This window comes from bacterium, from assembly GCA_035371905.1.
GTDB lineage: Bacteria > Ratteibacteria > UBA8468 > B48-G9 > JAFGKM01 > JAMWDI01.
Genome location: DAORXQ010000047.1, coordinates 1 through 14156, shown reverse-complemented (window position 1 = coordinate 14156; position 14156 = coordinate 1). Strand labels below are relative to the sequence as shown.

The window sequence follows — 14156 nt, the reverse complement described above, 5'->3', positions numbered from 1 at the left end:
AAGAGAAATTTTAAATAAAGGGCTTCTTGAAAAAAAAGAGATTGATTTTTTAAATAAGAATGTTGGATTTGTTGAAACAGTTATAAGTAGAATGACTTCTCCATTAACAGAAGAAGAAAAAAAAGAAAATCCATTGCTTGTTAAGGTTGAACCATATAAAATTCTCCCTGTTGATAAAAATGGATTTAAAGGAAAAATTCCTGAAATAGTTGGTTTTTTACCTGTTTCTAATTTACATCAATATGAAGAACTAAAACTTTTTGGCCATAACCTTTCTCATGTATCTCTTGCCTATTATGGTTACCTAAAAGGTTATACTTATATTTGGCAATGTGTAGAGGATAAGGAAATTTTAAATCTACTTTTAAATGTCCAAAAGGAAATTAAGGAGGCACTTATAAAAAAATATAATTTTGGCAAAGAAGAACTTGAAAATTATTTTTCTGACCTTAATATGAGATTTGATAATAAACTTCTTGGAGATACTATTTACAGAGTTGGAAGAGAACCTTTGAGGAAAATCAGTAAAAATGAAAGAATTGTTGGTGCAATTAATTTATGTCTTGAATATAATATTTTTCCAGAAAATGTATGTTTTGTCCTTGCAACTGCTTTATGCTATAATTATTCACTTGATAGAGAAAGTATAGAATTGCAGGAAATTAAGAAGAAGAGAGGAATTGATTTTGTTTTGGAAGAAATATGTGGTATTTATAATGAAAAGATAAAAAAAAGAGTTAAGGAAATTTACAAAAAGGTAAAGAAATGAAAGGTGCAATTTTAAAAGACATTGAAAAACTTGAAATTGAAGATGTAAAAATACCCGACCCATCAGAAAATGAAATTCTGATTAAAGTAAAAGCATGTGCTATATGTGGAACTGATATTAAAGTTTTCCATCATGGACATAAGCATATTGTCTTTCCAAGAATAACAGGTCATGAAGTAAGTGGAATAGTTGAGAAGGTTGGGAAGAATGTTAAAGAATATAAGGAGGGAGATAGAGTTGCAGTTGCTCCTGCGATACCATGTGGAAGATGTTATTATTGCAGAAAAGGACAGCAAACAATGTGTGAAAACTTGAAAGCAATTGGTTATCATTATGATGGTGGATTTGCTGAATATATGCTTGTTCCAGAAAATGCTGTATTGAATGGTTGCGTTAATAAAATACCTGATAATCTTTCTTTTGAACTTGCTTGCCTTGCTGAACCACTTGCATGTGTTATAAATGGTCAAATTTTAAGTAGGATTGAAGTTGGTGATATAATTTTAATTCTTGGAGCAGGTCCTATTGGAATTTTACATTCACTTTTAGCAAAAGTTAATGGTGCAGGAAAAGTAATCCTTGCTGATATTTCTGAGGAAAGAATTAAAGAGGCAGAATTTACAGGTTGTTATCTTATAAATATGAACAAAACAGATATTTATGAAGAAGTTAAAAAGATTACAGATGGTCATATGGCAGATAGAGTTATTGTTGCAGTTGGAAGTAAGCAGGCACAGGAAATTTCTTTGAAACTTGTTGCAAAAAGAGGGTCAATAAATTTTTTTGGCGGGTTACCTAAAGAAGCACCATATATTCAATTTGATAGTAATTTACTCCATTATGGAGAATTTTTTGTTGTGGGTACGCATGGTTCAACGCCTCTGCAAAATAAAATTGCAATTGAACTTTTATCAACAGGAAGGATAAATATAGAAAAACTTATAACTCATAAATTACCTCTTGAAAAGATAAAAGATGGGTTTGAAATAGTTGAAAATAAAAAGGGAATGAAAGTTTTAATAATGCCTTAAAAAGGAGAATAAGATGGAAATTACAAAAGAACTTGCTGTAAAACTTTTAAAACAGATGATGCAAATAAGGCAGTTTGAAGATATGATAATGGAACTTCTTGCCAAAAATATTGCAGAAGGTGGTTCTCATCTTTATGCAGGAATGGAGGCAGTTGCAGTTGGAGCAATTTCAGTTATAAATCCGGATGACTATATTACAAGTACTCACAGAGGGCATGGTCATGCTATTGCAAAAGATGGTGATTTAAAAGCACTTATGGCAGAAATTCTTGGTAAAAAAACAGGTGTTTGTAAAGGAAAAGGTGGGTCACTACATCTTGCTGACCTTTCAAAAGGAAATTTAGGAGCAAATGGAATAGTAGGAGGAGGGCTTGGAATAGCGACAGGGGCAGGTCTTTCAATTAAACTTCAGAAACAGAATAAAGTGGTTTTATGCTTTTTTGGAGATGGAGCAACAAATAATGGAATATTTTTTGAATGTTTAAATATGGCTTCTTTATGGAAATTACCGGTTATTTATATATGTGAAAATAATAAATATGCAATGAGTGTATCTGTTGAAAGGTCTCATGCTGTAAAGGATATAACAAAAAAAGCAATTGCTTTTGATATACCTGCTGAAAATGTGGATGGACAGGATGTTCTTGCTGTAAGAGAAGTTGTGGCAAAATGGGTAAATTATGCGAGAGAAAGTAAAGGACCAAGTTTTATAGTTGCAAATACATATAGATATTATGGACACAGTAGAAGTGACCCAAGAGTTTACAGAACCAGAGAGGAAGAAAAATTCTGGAAAGAAAGGGACCCGATTTTAATTTTTGCAAATAAAATGAAGGAACAGCAGATTTTAACTGAAGAAGAAATAAATGCAATTGAAGAAGAGGTAAGAAGAGAAATAGAAGAAGCGGTTGATTTTGCAATAAAAAGTCCATATCCAGAACCAGAAGAACTTTATACTGATTTATATGTTTAAAAAGGAGTTAAAAAATGAGAACTATAACATACAGACAGGCACTTAATGAGGGTCTTGATGAAGAAATGGCAAGGGACCCGAGAGTTTTTCTATTTGGAGAAGATATAGCAATTTATGGTGGTGCCTACGGTGTTACAGCGGGACTTTGGCAGAAATACGGAGATGAAAGAGTTATAGATACACCAATTTCAGAAAATGCTATTGTTGGAACTGCTCTTGGTGCTGCTTTAACCGGTTTAAGACCTGTTGCTGAAATTATGTATATTGATTTTATAGGACTTTGTATGGACCAACTCAATAATCAGGTTGCAAAAATAAGATATATGTTTGGTGGAAAATGTACAGTTCCTCTTGTAATAAGAACAGAAGGTGGAGCAGGCAGAACTCTTGGAGCACATCACTCACAGAGTTTAGAGGCATGGCTGATACATATACCTGGAATTAAAGTTGTTATGCCTTCAACCCCTTATGATGCAAAAGGTTTATTAAAATCGGCAATAAGAGATGATAATCCAGTCGTATTTATTGAACACAAAATGCTTTATAATACAAAGGGAGAAGTTCCTGAAGAAGAATATCTTATTCCAATTGGTGTTGCCGATGTAAAAAAAGAAGGTACTGATGTAACAATTATAACTTATTCAAGAATGGTTTTATTCTCACTTGAAGCAGCCAGTATTTTAGAAAAAGAAGGAATAAGTGTTGAGGTTATTGATTTAAGGACACTTTTACCTATGGATATTGAAACAGTTGTTAAATCAGTTAAAAAGACAAACAGGGTTGTTATAGTTGAGGAGGATTGTAAGACAGGTGGAACAGGTGCTGAAATAGGTATGCAGATAGTTGAAAATGCCTTTGATTACCTTGATGCCCCAATTATACGTGTTGCAGGTGCTGATGTTCCTATGCCAAAAAGTCCTGTTCTTGAAAAACTTGCCATCCCTGATGTTGAAAGAATTTGTAAAGGAGTAAAAGAAGTGTTAAAATGAAATAGAGTTAAAAAGGAGTTGAGTAATGTTAAGAGAGATAATTATGCCGAAACTTGGTGAGACAATGGAAGAAGGATATTTGGTCAGTTGGAAAAAGAATGAAGGAGATAAGGTTGAAAAAGGAGAAGTCCTTTTTGAAGTTATGAGTGATAAAACAAATTTTGAAGTTGAAAGTCCGTATTCCGGTTATTTAAGGAAGATTCTTTTTCATCCTTCTGACCAGCCAATTCCTGTTACAACTGTTATTGCATATATGACAGATACACCTGATGAACCAATAGAAATTAAGGAAGAAAAAAAAGAAATAAAGGTTGAAGAAAAGAAAGAAGTTATCTCTGTTTCTGAAATAAAAAAGGAAAAAGTTGAAGAAAAAGAAGAAAGAATAAAAATCAGTCCAGTTGCAAGAAGGTTGGCAGAGGAATATGGAGTTGATATAAGTGAAATAAAAGGCACAGGACCTGAGGGAAGGATAGAAAAGAAAGACATACTTGAATACATTGAAAAAAGAAAAGAGAAAATTGAAAAAGAAAGGATAGTTTCAGAAGATAGGGGAGAATATGAAGTAATAAAGTGGACCCCTTTAAGAAAGATAATTGCAAAACGACTTACGGAAAGTAAACAAACTATTCCTCATTATTATTTTCAGGGAAAGGTAATAGTTGATAATATTCTTAAAATAAAAGAAAACAAAGAAAAAGAAGGAGAAAAATATACAATTACAGATTTTTTGATTTTTTTGACATCAAGAGTCATTGAGGAATTTCCAGTTATTGGAGCAGGAGTTGTGAATGAAGAAATAAGGGTTTATAAAAATATTGATATTGGACTTGCTATAAGTGTTCCCGAAGGTCTTGTTGTTGCTTCAATAAAAAATGCGAATAAAAAAACAATAAAAGAAATTACAGAGGAAAGAAAAAAACTTGTTGAAAGAGCAAGAGAAGGGAAATTAACTGAAGAGGATATAAAAGGGACAAACTTTGTTATTTCAAATCTTGGTATGTATGAGGTTGAAAATTTTTATCCAATAATAAATCCACCTGGTGTTGCAATTATGGGTGTTGGGAAAATTGAAAAGGGTATTTTTGTTGAAAATGAGAGTCCTGTTATAAAAAATTATATGTATATTTCATTTTCTTTTGACCACAGAATTATTGACGGTGCATATGCAGCAAATTTTTATAAAAGATTAAAAGAAGTGATTGAAAATCCATCAATCTTACTTTTCAAAAATGTTTGAGACAATAAAAGAAGATATTAAAGTTGTTTTTGAAAGAGACCCGGCAGCAAGAAATGTTTTTGAAGTAATTACAAGTTATCCAGGATTACATGCTATATGGCTTCACAGAATTGCCCATTTTTTCTGGAAAAAAGGGGCAAGAACATTTGCAAGAATTATTTCCCATATAAGCAGATTTTTAACAGGAATAGAAATACATCCTGGAGCAAAAATAGGTAGAAGGTTTTTTATTGACCATGGAATGGGAGTTGTTATTGGTGAAACATCAGAAATAGGAAATGATGTTTTAATATATCAGGGAGTTGTTCTTGGTGGCACTTCTTTAAAAAAAGAGAAAAGACATCCAACAATTGGAAATAATGTAGTTATAGGAGCAGGAGCAATTTTACTCGGTCCAATAAAGGTTGGAGATGGAGCAAAAATAGGAGCAGGTAGTGTAGTTATAAAGGATATACCTGAAGGGACTACTGCTGTTGGAGTGCCTGCAAGAATCGTAGAAAAAAGAGAAAAAAAGATAGACCTTGACCACGATAAACTTCCAGACCCAATATTAAAAATTTTTCAGTTAATTCTTGATGAACAGGAAGAATTGAAAAGAAGAATAAAAGAACTTGAAACACTTGAAGGTTTAAAATCAAAAATAGATGAGTATTTTGAAGAAAAGAAAAAAGAAATTATGGAACTTTTAGAAGGAGGTATTAAATGAATTTCTGGAAATTTTTCATAATTTTCATTTTGTTTTTATCTTTTTCCTCTTATAGCATTACATATACTGTTTATCATACTGTAAAAAAAGGAGAAAATCTTTCTGTAATTGCTAAGAAATATGGAAAAACAGTTGACGAACTGAAAAAAATGAATAATTTAAAAACATCAAATATTTTACCCGGACAGAGATTAGTTGTTGATAAAAAAGAAAAAGAAGAAAAAATTACCAAAGAAAAAAGTGGGAATTTAGTTAAAGAATATTATACTGTTAAAAAAGGCGATTCTTTATATAAAATATCCCAAAAATGTGGTCTTACAATTACACAATTAAAAAAATTGAATAATTTAAAAAGTTCTTCAATTAAACCAGGGCAGAAACTTGTGGTAGGAGTAAAGAAAATAGAGACAGTGAAAAAAGATATTAATCCAGATGAAATACAGCCAATAGTGGATGTTTCAAAAAAAACATACTATAAAATCTGTGAAGAAGATACTTTAGAATCAATAAGTGAGAAATTTGGTATTGAACCTGAAAAACTTCTACAGGCAAATCTTATTAAAAAAGAAGATTTAAAAGTAGGTCAGATTATTGTTATTCCACCAAGAAATTTACTTGATGAAGAAACAAAAAAAGATACAATTTTAGATAAACAAAGCAATGTCAGAACAAAATTGATAGAGGAAGCATTTAATTATCTTGGAGTTAAATACAAATATGGTGGTGAAAGTAAAAGTGGTTTGGATTGTTCTGCATTGACCCGACTTGTGTATAAGACGATAGGAATATTATTGCCACAGAATTCTTCTCTACAATACAAAAATGGAATTGAAATAGAGAAAGAGGAAGCACTACCTGGAGATTTGGTTTTCTTTAAAAGAGGAAGTGGAATTGGACATGTTGGAATATATCTTGGAAATGACCTTTTTGTTCATGCAAGTTATACATTGAGAAGAGTTGTTATAAGTTCGTTAAGTGAAAGATATTTTAAAGAAAGATTTGCAGGATTCAGAAGATATTTGATTGATGAGGAAACATATTTTGCAAAAGGGCTTGAAAATGTTGAACAGGAATAACGGTTGTAGATTTATGGAGTTTGAATGGAAGGGTTATAAATGCATTTACCTTGAAAATGAAATTATAAGAGTTGAAATTCTTGTTGATAAAGGAACAGATATAGTTGAATTTCTTTATAAGGAAAAAGATATTGATTTTATGTGGAGAAGTCCAATACCTGTTTATCATCAATCAAAGTTAATTCAGACAGCACCGACAAAATTAGGTAGTTTTATTGATTACTATCCCGGTGGATGGCAGGAGATATTCCCGAATGGAGGCGGAATTTGTGAGTATAAAGGTGCGATTTTAGGGCTTCATGGAGAGGTTGCTTTACTGCCATGGGATTATAAAATAATTGAAGATACAAAAGACAGAGTTTCTATTAAATTTTCTGTTTATACATATAGAACTCCATTTTATCTTGAAAAAATAATTACGATTAAAAGCGGAATTCCATATATAGAAATATATGAAGAAGTTTTTAATCTTGCAGGTGAAGAAGTTGATTTTATCTGGGGACATCATCCTGCTTTTGGCAAACCATTTTTATCAGAAAATTGTATTATAAATATTAAAGGTGGTAAAGTAAAAGTTGTTCCTGGTGACGGAAAATCATATACAAATTTAAAACAGACAGAGGGAAACTGGCCATTTGTTGAAGGAATTGATGGAAAACAGGTTGACATAAGCAAAGTCCCTTCTGAAGAAGATAATGTTTCTGACGTTATTTTCATATCTGATTTGGAAGAGGGTTATTATGAAATAATAAATGAAAGTTTGAAAACTGGATTTTTTATGGAATTTCCTAAAGAAGTTTTTAAATATCTATGGTTCTGGAGAATTGCAAAAGGGAGTTACAACTATCCATGGTGGGGAAGAAATTATAATATTGCTCTTGAACCATTTTCAAGTTTACCAAATTTAGCAGAAGCAATAAAAAGAAATGACCAGTTAAAATTAAAAGAAAATTGTTCATTGAAAGTCAGTTTAAAAGCAGGAGTGAAAAAAATCTAAAATGGAAGAGTATGAAATAATTATTGGACTTGAAGTACATGTTGAACTTTTGACAAAAACAAAGATGTTCTGTGGTTGTTCAACAGAATTTGGAAATCCCCCAAATACTCAAATCTGTCCTGTCTGTACAGGAATGCCTGGAGTTTTACCTGTTATAAATAAAAGAGCAATTGAACTAGCCATAAAAACAGGTATTGTTTTTAATTCAAATATTTCAAAATTTTGTAGATTTGCAAGAAAAAATTATTTTTATCCTGATTTACCAAAAAATTATCAGATATCTCAATATGAAGAACCTATTGCAACAGGAGGTCATCTTGATGTAGATGGAAGAAGAATCCATTTTAAAAGAATACATCTTGAAGAAGATGCAGGGAAATTATTACATTCTGAAAACAGTTTTTTCTCATTTGTTGATTTTAACAGAAGTGGAATTCCTTTACTTGAAATGGTTACAGAACCAGATATAAGAAGTCCAGAAGAGGCAGAAAGGTTTCTTGAAAAATTGAAGCAGATACTTGAATATCTTGAAATAAGTGATTGCAATATGGAAGAAGGTTCTTTAAGATGTGATGCAAATATTTCTGTCAGGAAAAAAGGAGATGAAAAACTTGGAGTAAAGACAGAAGTTAAAAATATGAATTCTTTTAAATCTGTTAGAAAAGCACTACTATATGAAAGTAAAAGGCAGATGGAGATACTAAAAAAAGGAGAAAAAATAAATCAGGAGACCAGATTGTGGAATGAGAAAGAAGAGATAACTGAAAGTATGAGGACTAAAGAAGAAGCACATGATTATAGATATTTTCCTGAACCAGACCTTGTTCCTGTTGAGATAAATAGTGAATGGATTGAAAAAATAAAAGGAGAAATAGCAGAACTTCCAGATGAAAGAAAAGAAAGATTTAAGAAAGAATATAATCTATCTGATTATGACGCAGGTGTTTTAATTTCTCAAAAAGGTATTGCAGATTATTTTGAAATATGTGTAAGAAATTATAACAATCCGAAAATAATTGCAAACTGGATAATGGGTGAACTCTTATCTTTAACAAAAGGTAAAATATTAAATAAAGAAGAAATTCCTCTAAAAGTAGAAAATTTTATTGAAATTTTAAAAATGATTGATGAAAAAAAGATAACAATGACTGTTGGTAAAGAAATATTTAAAGAATCGTTTATGACAGGTGAAAAACCATCTGAAATTGTAAAAAAGAGAAATCTTATTCAGATAGAAGACGAAAGTATAATAAAAAATATTGTTAATGAAGTTTTACAGGAAAACCAGAAAGCAATTGATGACTGGAAAAAAGGAAAAGAGCAGGTTATAGGTTTTCTGGTTGGTCAAGTAATGCGAAAAACAGGTGGAAAAACGAATCCAAATATTGTAAAGGAAATTTTATTGGACAGTTTAAAAAATTTAAAATAAAGGGTAAAATAAATAGATAAAAAAGGAGAAATATGAGAAAAAGAATAATTTTAGTAATTCTGGGTTTTTTATTCCTTTCAATTGTTTTTGGTGGCGACGTCAAGGTTTCTCGGGAAAAGAAGTGGGAAGATAATCCCTATAAAAATCTGGAACTACTTATTGATGCTTTAAATATAGTCAGAGATAATTATGTTGAGCCTGTGGAGAATAAAAAACTCATATACGGTGCTTTAAAAGGTATGTTAATGTCTCTTGACCCATATAGTGCATTTTTAGAACCTGAATTGAAAAAAGAATTGCAGATAGAAACAAAAGGAGAGTTTGAAGGTGTGGGAATGGAAATAACACTTAAAGATGGAATAATTACTGTTGTAAGTCCAATTGAAGATACTCCTGCGTGGAAATCCGGAATTAAAGAGGGCGATAAAATAATAGAAATAGATGGAAAATCAACCAAAGATATGACAACTATGGAAGCGGCTCAAATGTTAAGAGGGAAAAAAGGTACAAAAGTAACAATAAGTGTTTTAAGAGAGGGTGTTTCAAATTTGATGAAGTTTACATTAGAAAGGGATGTCATAAAAATAAAATCAGTAAAATCAAAAATATATAGAGAAATTGGCTATGTGAGGTTAACCGGATTTCAGGAAAACACAACAGAAGATTTGAAAAAAACTTTAATTGAATTTAATGAAAAAAATTTAAAAGGTTTAATTCTTGATTTAAGAAATAATCCCGGTGGACTTTTAAATGTTGCTATTGAAGTGAGTGAAATGTTTTTACCGCCTAACAAATTAATTGTTTATACACAGGGAAGAAATAAAAAGGACTCTGCAAAATTCTACAGCAAAAATAGACCTTTATGGCAAAAGCCAATAGTTCTTCTTGTAAATGGAGGGAGTGCATCTGCTTCTGAAATATTGTTTGGTGCTCTTAAAGACAATTATCAAAATTTCCTTTCGGTGGGAACTAAAACTTTTGGTAAAGGTTCTGTTCAGAATGTTATACCACTTTCAGATGGTTCAGCGATAAAATTGACAATAGCAAAATATTATACTCCAAAGGGAATATGTATTGAAGGAGAAGGGATTGTTCCTGACATAGAGGTTAAACTTGAGGGAGAAAAACCAATAATTCCAACGAGTGAAGAGGATACTCAGTTTAAAAGAGCTCTTGAAGAAATAAAAAAGATGATTTAAATGAAAAAAGAGAATAATTGTTCCTTTTTTGTTCCACTTCTTTTATTTTTGATTTTGTGTATTTTAATTACAGGGATAAAACTTCTTTATAAATTTACAGAAAAAGGGAAAGTTGAAAAAAAAGAAGAAGTTACAGAGTTTTATCCTCCAGAAATAAAACCTGAAGTACCGAGAAAATTTGAAAAGAAAAAATTGAAGGGGAAGGGTGAAGTGGCTATTATAATTGATGATGTTGGATGGAATTTATCTATAATAGAAGAAGTTAAAAAAATAAATCAACCACTTACGCTTTCACTTTTACCAAAAGCGCCCTACAGTAAAAAAATTTTAGATGAATTAAAAGATAAAAATTATGAATTACTTTTACATCTTCCTCTTGAACCATCACCACCATCTCAATGTCTTGACAAAGGGCTAATAAAAACTGATATGACAGATGAAGAAATAAAAAAAATTTTTGAAGATAATGTCAATGAATTTTTACCCTATATTAAAGGTATTAACAATCATATGGGCTCTCTATATACAGTAAATGAAGAAAAAATGAAAATTCTACTTGAAAATATGAAAGAAAAAAACTTATTTTTTGTTGATAGTTTGACGAATTCAAAAAGTTGTGGATTTAAAATTGCAAAAGAATTAGGAATAAAAACAGGTAAGAGAGATATTTTTCTTGACATATCACCTGACCCTGAAGAAGTAAATAAAAAAATAGATGAATTAATAGAAATAGCAAAAGAGAAAGGAAATGCAATTGCAATTGGGCATGCTAAAACATCTACAATAAATGTGTTAAAAAACAGGATAACTGATTTTGAGGAAAACGGTATTAAGATTGTTCCTGTTTCATCTCTTTTAGAATGATTGTTATTTAAAGTTTAGAAATATTAAAGGAGAAAAATAAATGATAGTTATTGGTATTGAAACATCCTGTGATGAAACAGGAATTGGGATAATAAAAGACAAAAAGATATTTGCTAATATTGTTGCTTCTCAAGAAGATATTCATACTGTTTATGGAGGAGTTGTTCCTGAACTTGCAAGTAGAGCACATTTGATAAGGATAGATAATCTTTTTAACTTAGCAATTGAAAAAAGTGGAATAAGAATTGAAGATATTGATATTATAGGGGTGACAAATCATCCAGGACTTAAAGGTTCATTACTTGTTGGAGTTTCTTTTGCCTGTGGGCTATCTTATAGATTGAAAAAACCAATTTATTTTGTAAATCATTTACATGCACACCTTTCAGTAAATTTTTTAAATGAAGAAGTTGAATTTCCTGCTCTTGGTTTTGTTATTTCAGGAGGGCATACAAGTTTTTTTTATATAGAAAATTATACAAGTTTTAAAGAAATTGGAAGAACTCTTGATGATGCTTGTGGAGAAACATTTGATAAAGTTGGTAGAATTCTTGATTTTCCTTTTCCATCTGGACCATATATTGAAAAAAAAGCACAGAATGGAGATGAAAATAAAATAAAATTTCCAATTCCGCTTATTTCTCCTAATTCTCTTAATTTCAGTTTTAGTGGTTTGAAAACATCTGTTCTTTATTACGTTAAAAAATATGGCAAAAAAAATATTCCAGATATTTGTGCTTCTTTTCAGAAAACAATTGGTGATTTATTAAGTAAAAAGATTAAAACTGCTATCAAAAAATATAATGTTAAGTCATTTATTTTGGGTGGCGGAGTTGTGAGTAATTCATATCTTCAAAAAAGAATAAGGGAAGTAATTCCTATAAATATAAAAGTATTTATCCCTGAAAAAAATTTATGTATTGACAATGGAGTTATGGTTGCATGTATGGCTTATTTTATGAATAAAGATAATAAACCAAAAGATATAAATAAAATAAATGTAATTCCTACGAAATAAACTTTCTTTTTTACTTTTCCAGCACATTCAAACTATCATCAAACTCACACAATACTAACAAACCATCCACTCCATATATAATTCTCATCTTTTTAAATACTATTTTTTACTACTGACTAACAAATTCTCAACTTTAATCTCTGGCTTTTTACTCTTTATCTTAAAATATTTTGAAGCATTAAGTATTTCAATCCCCACGACTCTTTCTTTTTCTCCTATATCAATTGCTACATCTTCATTTATTCTTATTGGTGTCACTTCTTTATTCCTATCTTCTAAATATATGTACATCGCATCTATTTCAGGGTCATATTTTATCCTCATTTTTTCCTCCAATATAAAATGTAAAAACTGTTATTACTATTAAATTATCCCCTTCCTTTTTTGTTATAACTATAACTTGTTTTGTGGTATAATATTTCCCTTTCCACTTTTTATTATATTGAAAATTCTTCTTGTAAGCAACTCTTCCTTCTTTTACTGGTAGTTGTTCTCCTTCTTTGATTGTTTTAAATATTTCTTCTTTTGTTGCCCCTCTTTCTTTTATTCTATCCTCTGCATGCCTTGAAAAAATAATTTTCAAAATCTTATCCTTTCTTAAAATATATTTTGCATATCAACCTTCCCATATCATCATAATTATACTGCTCTTTTATTCCATTTGGCAAGTTTTTCTCTATTAAATTCCCAAGTTGGTCATATATCATTGTTGTTGTTCCTGTATATATAATTTTAAAAGTTTGCTATAGCTTATTTTTTTTTTCTATTATTTTTTTAAGTTTGAAATTTGGATTAAAAATAATTCTGAATAGAGGAAATGGTGTTTCTTCTATACCAAATAAATACTTTTTGCTATCCACTATTATTTCATATTCCCATATTGCATAAAAAAATCATAAAATTCAATTTTAAAGTCTTTACCCTTTATTTCATTTATTATTTCTTTCAAATTTTTCTTCTCTTTTGCTTCTATAAAAATTTCCTCATCAACATATTCTTCTTTAAAATCCATAATTAACTTTTTGCAGAAATTTCTTGCTTTTTTCTCGACAACTCTACCACTGGCAATAAGTGTTCCAAATGTAAATGCTGAAAACAAAACGTTATATCCTAAAAAACAAAAAAATATTAATGTTCCCTTCTTTAAGGATATCTTTGAATTACTTTTAAAATATGGAAAACATTTTCTTGCAAGTAATCCACAACCTATCCAGTATAATAAAATTATGAAAGGTGTGAGATCAATAATTTTGAAAAAATTAATAATATGGAAAATAAATTTTTTAAGCATATTTTATATTCTATTTTCTTTACAACATTCTTCACAGGATTTATACCTTTTATGGGTAGAACATCTTTCATTTATCTCCTCATAACATCTGATGCCAACTCTATTTGAAGCCATATCCTCTTCGTATCCACTTCTTCCACTCCTGCCAGGCCTAACTTCATTCCACCAACCAGCAAATTAAGAACAAAATTTATCTGTTTCTTCAGCTAATTTACAACTTGCTATACAATGACGAAGATGGTTATCTTCTATAGACTGATAGCGATTTAAGATTTGCCGGGCTATTATAAGACATCTGGATAAATAAGTAGTAGCAGGGATAGAAATCTCAACAAAAATTCTTCCTTCTGCATCTATATAATTTAAAGGATTATTTCTACAATAAAAATAAAGATTAAGTATTCTATGGCCTATTAAATCTCTACTTACAAACCTACCTACCTCTGCATCATACCACCTCTGACCTAATAAATACAAACCTATATCTCCTTCCCTATAATAACCCTCTCTTCCTACATATTGATACGGCTGACTGATTGAACCTGAACTACTTAATAAATTACCAAAGGCATCATAA

General features: G+C 30.2%; 17 protein-coding genes. 12 read left to right on the top strand and 5 right to left on the bottom strand.

Annotated features, from left to right (window positions below; all coding sequences use genetic code 11):
* The 12 genes from PKV21_06110 to tsaD form a co-directional block, all read left to right on the top strand.
* The coding region (locus PKV21_06110; protein HOM27064.1) for a hypothetical protein at window positions 1-769 on the top strand (769 nt) is incomplete at its 5' end.
* Window positions 766-1800, top strand: coding sequence for a zinc-dependent dehydrogenase (locus tag PKV21_06105; protein ID HOM27063.1), 1035 nt, complete (start codon window positions 766-768; stop codon window positions 1798-1800). The genes PKV21_06110 and PKV21_06105, both read left to right, overlap by 4 nt.
* A gap of 13 nt (window positions 1801-1813) precedes the next feature.
* On the top strand, window positions 1814-2773 hold the full coding sequence (locus tag PKV21_06100) for a thiamine pyrophosphate-dependent enzyme (GenBank protein HOM27062.1): 960 nt from the start codon (window positions 1814-1816) through the stop codon (window positions 2771-2773).
* 14 nt (window positions 2774-2787) lie between these two features.
* The gene (locus PKV21_06095) at window positions 2788-3762 is read left to right on the top strand and encodes an alpha-ketoacid dehydrogenase subunit beta (GenBank protein ID HOM27061.1); all 975 of its coding nucleotides are present in this window, start codon (window positions 2788-2790) and stop codon (window positions 3760-3762) included.
* 25 nt (window positions 3763-3787) lie between these two features.
* Window positions 3788-4999 (top strand): dihydrolipoamide acetyltransferase family protein, encoded by a 1212-nt coding sequence (locus tag PKV21_06090; GenBank protein ID HOM27060.1) that lies wholly within the window; start codon window positions 3788-3790, stop codon window positions 4997-4999.
* Window positions 4992-5705: a serine O-acetyltransferase gene (gene cysE / locus PKV21_06085; protein HOM27059.1), complete on the top strand. Its 714-nt coding sequence runs from the start codon at window positions 4992-4994 to the stop codon at window positions 5703-5705. The genes PKV21_06090 and cysE overlap by 8 nt, the downstream gene beginning before the upstream one ends.
* Entirely contained in the window at window positions 5702-6781 is a 1080-nt protein-coding gene (locus tag PKV21_06080; GenBank protein HOM27058.1) for a LysM peptidoglycan-binding domain-containing protein, read from the top strand. Before cysE ends, PKV21_06080 begins: the two co-directional genes overlap by 4 nt.
* Window positions 6765-7778, top strand: coding sequence for a DUF4432 family protein (locus PKV21_06075; protein ID HOM27057.1), 1014 nt, complete (start codon window positions 6765-6767; stop codon window positions 7776-7778). Before PKV21_06080 ends, PKV21_06075 begins: the two co-directional genes overlap by 17 nt.
* A gap of 1 nt (window position 7779) precedes the next feature.
* The gene (gene gatB / locus PKV21_06070; protein ID HOM27056.1) at window positions 7780-9207 is read left to right on the top strand and encodes an Asp-tRNA(Asn)/Glu-tRNA(Gln) amidotransferase subunit GatB; all 1428 of its coding nucleotides are present in this window, start codon (window positions 7780-7782) and stop codon (window positions 9205-9207) included.
* 32 nt (window positions 9208-9239) lie between these two features.
* Window positions 9240-10406 carry a S41 family peptidase gene (locus PKV21_06065; protein HOM27055.1) on the top strand — a complete coding sequence of 389 codons (1167 nt, stop codon included), beginning with the start codon at window positions 9240-9242 and terminating at the stop codon, window positions 10404-10406.
* Window positions 10407-11270 carry a divergent polysaccharide deacetylase family protein gene (locus PKV21_06060; GenBank protein HOM27054.1) on the top strand — a complete coding sequence of 288 codons (864 nt, stop codon included), beginning with the start codon at window positions 10407-10409 and terminating at the stop codon, window positions 11268-11270.
* Between the two features lie 40 nt (window positions 11271-11310).
* Window positions 11311-12288, top strand: coding sequence for a tRNA (adenosine(37)-N6)-threonylcarbamoyltransferase complex transferase subunit TsaD (gene tsaD, locus PKV21_06055; GenBank protein HOM27053.1), 978 nt, complete (start codon window positions 11311-11313; stop codon window positions 12286-12288).
* A gap of 99 nt (window positions 12289-12387) precedes the next feature.
* Here tsaD and PKV21_06050 read toward each other — a convergent pair whose 3' ends face one another.
* The 5 genes from PKV21_06050 to PKV21_06030 all read right to left on the bottom strand — a co-directional run.
* The gene (locus PKV21_06050; protein HOM27052.1) at window positions 12388-12612 is read right to left on the bottom strand and encodes a DUF2283 domain-containing protein; all 225 of its coding nucleotides are present in this window, start codon (window positions 12610-12612) and stop codon (window positions 12388-12390) included.
* Window positions 12596-12871: a DUF4258 domain-containing protein gene (locus PKV21_06045; GenBank protein HOM27051.1), complete on the bottom strand. Its 276-nt coding sequence runs from the start codon at window positions 12869-12871 to the stop codon at window positions 12596-12598. The genes PKV21_06050 and PKV21_06045 overlap by 17 nt, the downstream gene beginning before the upstream one ends.
* Before the next feature lie 4 nt (window positions 12872-12875).
* Window positions 12876-12995, bottom strand: coding sequence for an RHS repeat protein (locus PKV21_06040; protein HOM27050.1), 120 nt, complete (start codon window positions 12993-12995; stop codon window positions 12876-12878).
* Window positions 12996-13150: 155 nt separating this feature from the next.
* A complete protein-coding gene (locus PKV21_06035; protein HOM27049.1) occupies window positions 13151-13579 on the bottom strand; it encodes a hypothetical protein in 429 nt (142 codons plus the stop codon).
* Window positions 13580-13756: 177 nt separating this feature from the next.
* On the bottom strand, window positions 13757-14156 hold a 400-nt coding region (locus tag PKV21_06030; GenBank protein HOM27048.1), incomplete at its 5' end, for an RHS repeat-associated core domain-containing protein.

Excerpts from the sequence above, each read along its gene's own strand:
- PKV21_06105 (HOM27063.1), top strand. The coding sequence starts at position 766 with ATGAAAGGTGCAATTTTAAAAGACATTGAAAAACTTGAAATTGAAGAT.
- PKV21_06100 (HOM27062.1), top strand. The coding sequence starts at position 1,814 with ATGGAAATTACAAAAGAACTTGCTGTAAAACTTTTAAAACAGATGATG.
- PKV21_06095 (HOM27061.1), top strand. The coding sequence starts at position 2,788 with ATGAGAACTATAACATACAGACAGGCACTTAATGAGGGTCTTGATGAA.
- PKV21_06090 (HOM27060.1), top strand. The coding sequence starts at position 3,788 with ATGTTAAGAGAGATAATTATGCCGAAACTTGGTGAGACAATGGAAGAA.
- cysE (HOM27059.1), top strand. The coding sequence starts at position 4,992 with ATGTTTGAGACAATAAAAGAAGATATTAAAGTTGTTTTTGAAAGAGAC.
- PKV21_06080 (HOM27058.1), top strand. The coding sequence starts at position 5,702 with ATGAATTTCTGGAAATTTTTCATAATTTTCATTTTGTTTTTATCTTTT.
- PKV21_06075 (HOM27057.1), top strand. The coding sequence starts at position 6,765 with ATGTTGAACAGGAATAACGGTTGTAGATTTATGGAGTTTGAATGGAAG.
- gatB (HOM27056.1), top strand. The coding sequence starts at position 7,780 with ATGGAAGAGTATGAAATAATTATTGGACTTGAAGTACATGTTGAACTT.
- PKV21_06065 (HOM27055.1), top strand. The coding sequence starts at position 9,240 with ATGAGAAAAAGAATAATTTTAGTAATTCTGGGTTTTTTATTCCTTTCA.
- PKV21_06060 (HOM27054.1), top strand. The coding sequence starts at position 10,407 with ATGAAAAAAGAGAATAATTGTTCCTTTTTTGTTCCACTTCTTTTATTT.
- tsaD (HOM27053.1), top strand. The coding sequence starts at position 11,311 with ATGATAGTTATTGGTATTGAAACATCCTGTGATGAAACAGGAATTGGG.
- PKV21_06050 (HOM27052.1), bottom strand. The coding sequence starts at position 12,612 with ATGAGGATAAAATATGACCCTGAAATAGATGCGATGTACATATATTTA.
- PKV21_06040 (HOM27050.1), bottom strand. The coding sequence starts at position 12,995 with ATGATATATGACCAACTTGGGAATTTAATAGAGAAAAACTTGCCAAAT.
- PKV21_06035 (HOM27049.1), bottom strand. The coding sequence starts at position 13,579 with ATGCTTAAAAAATTTATTTTCCATATTATTAATTTTTTCAAAATTATT.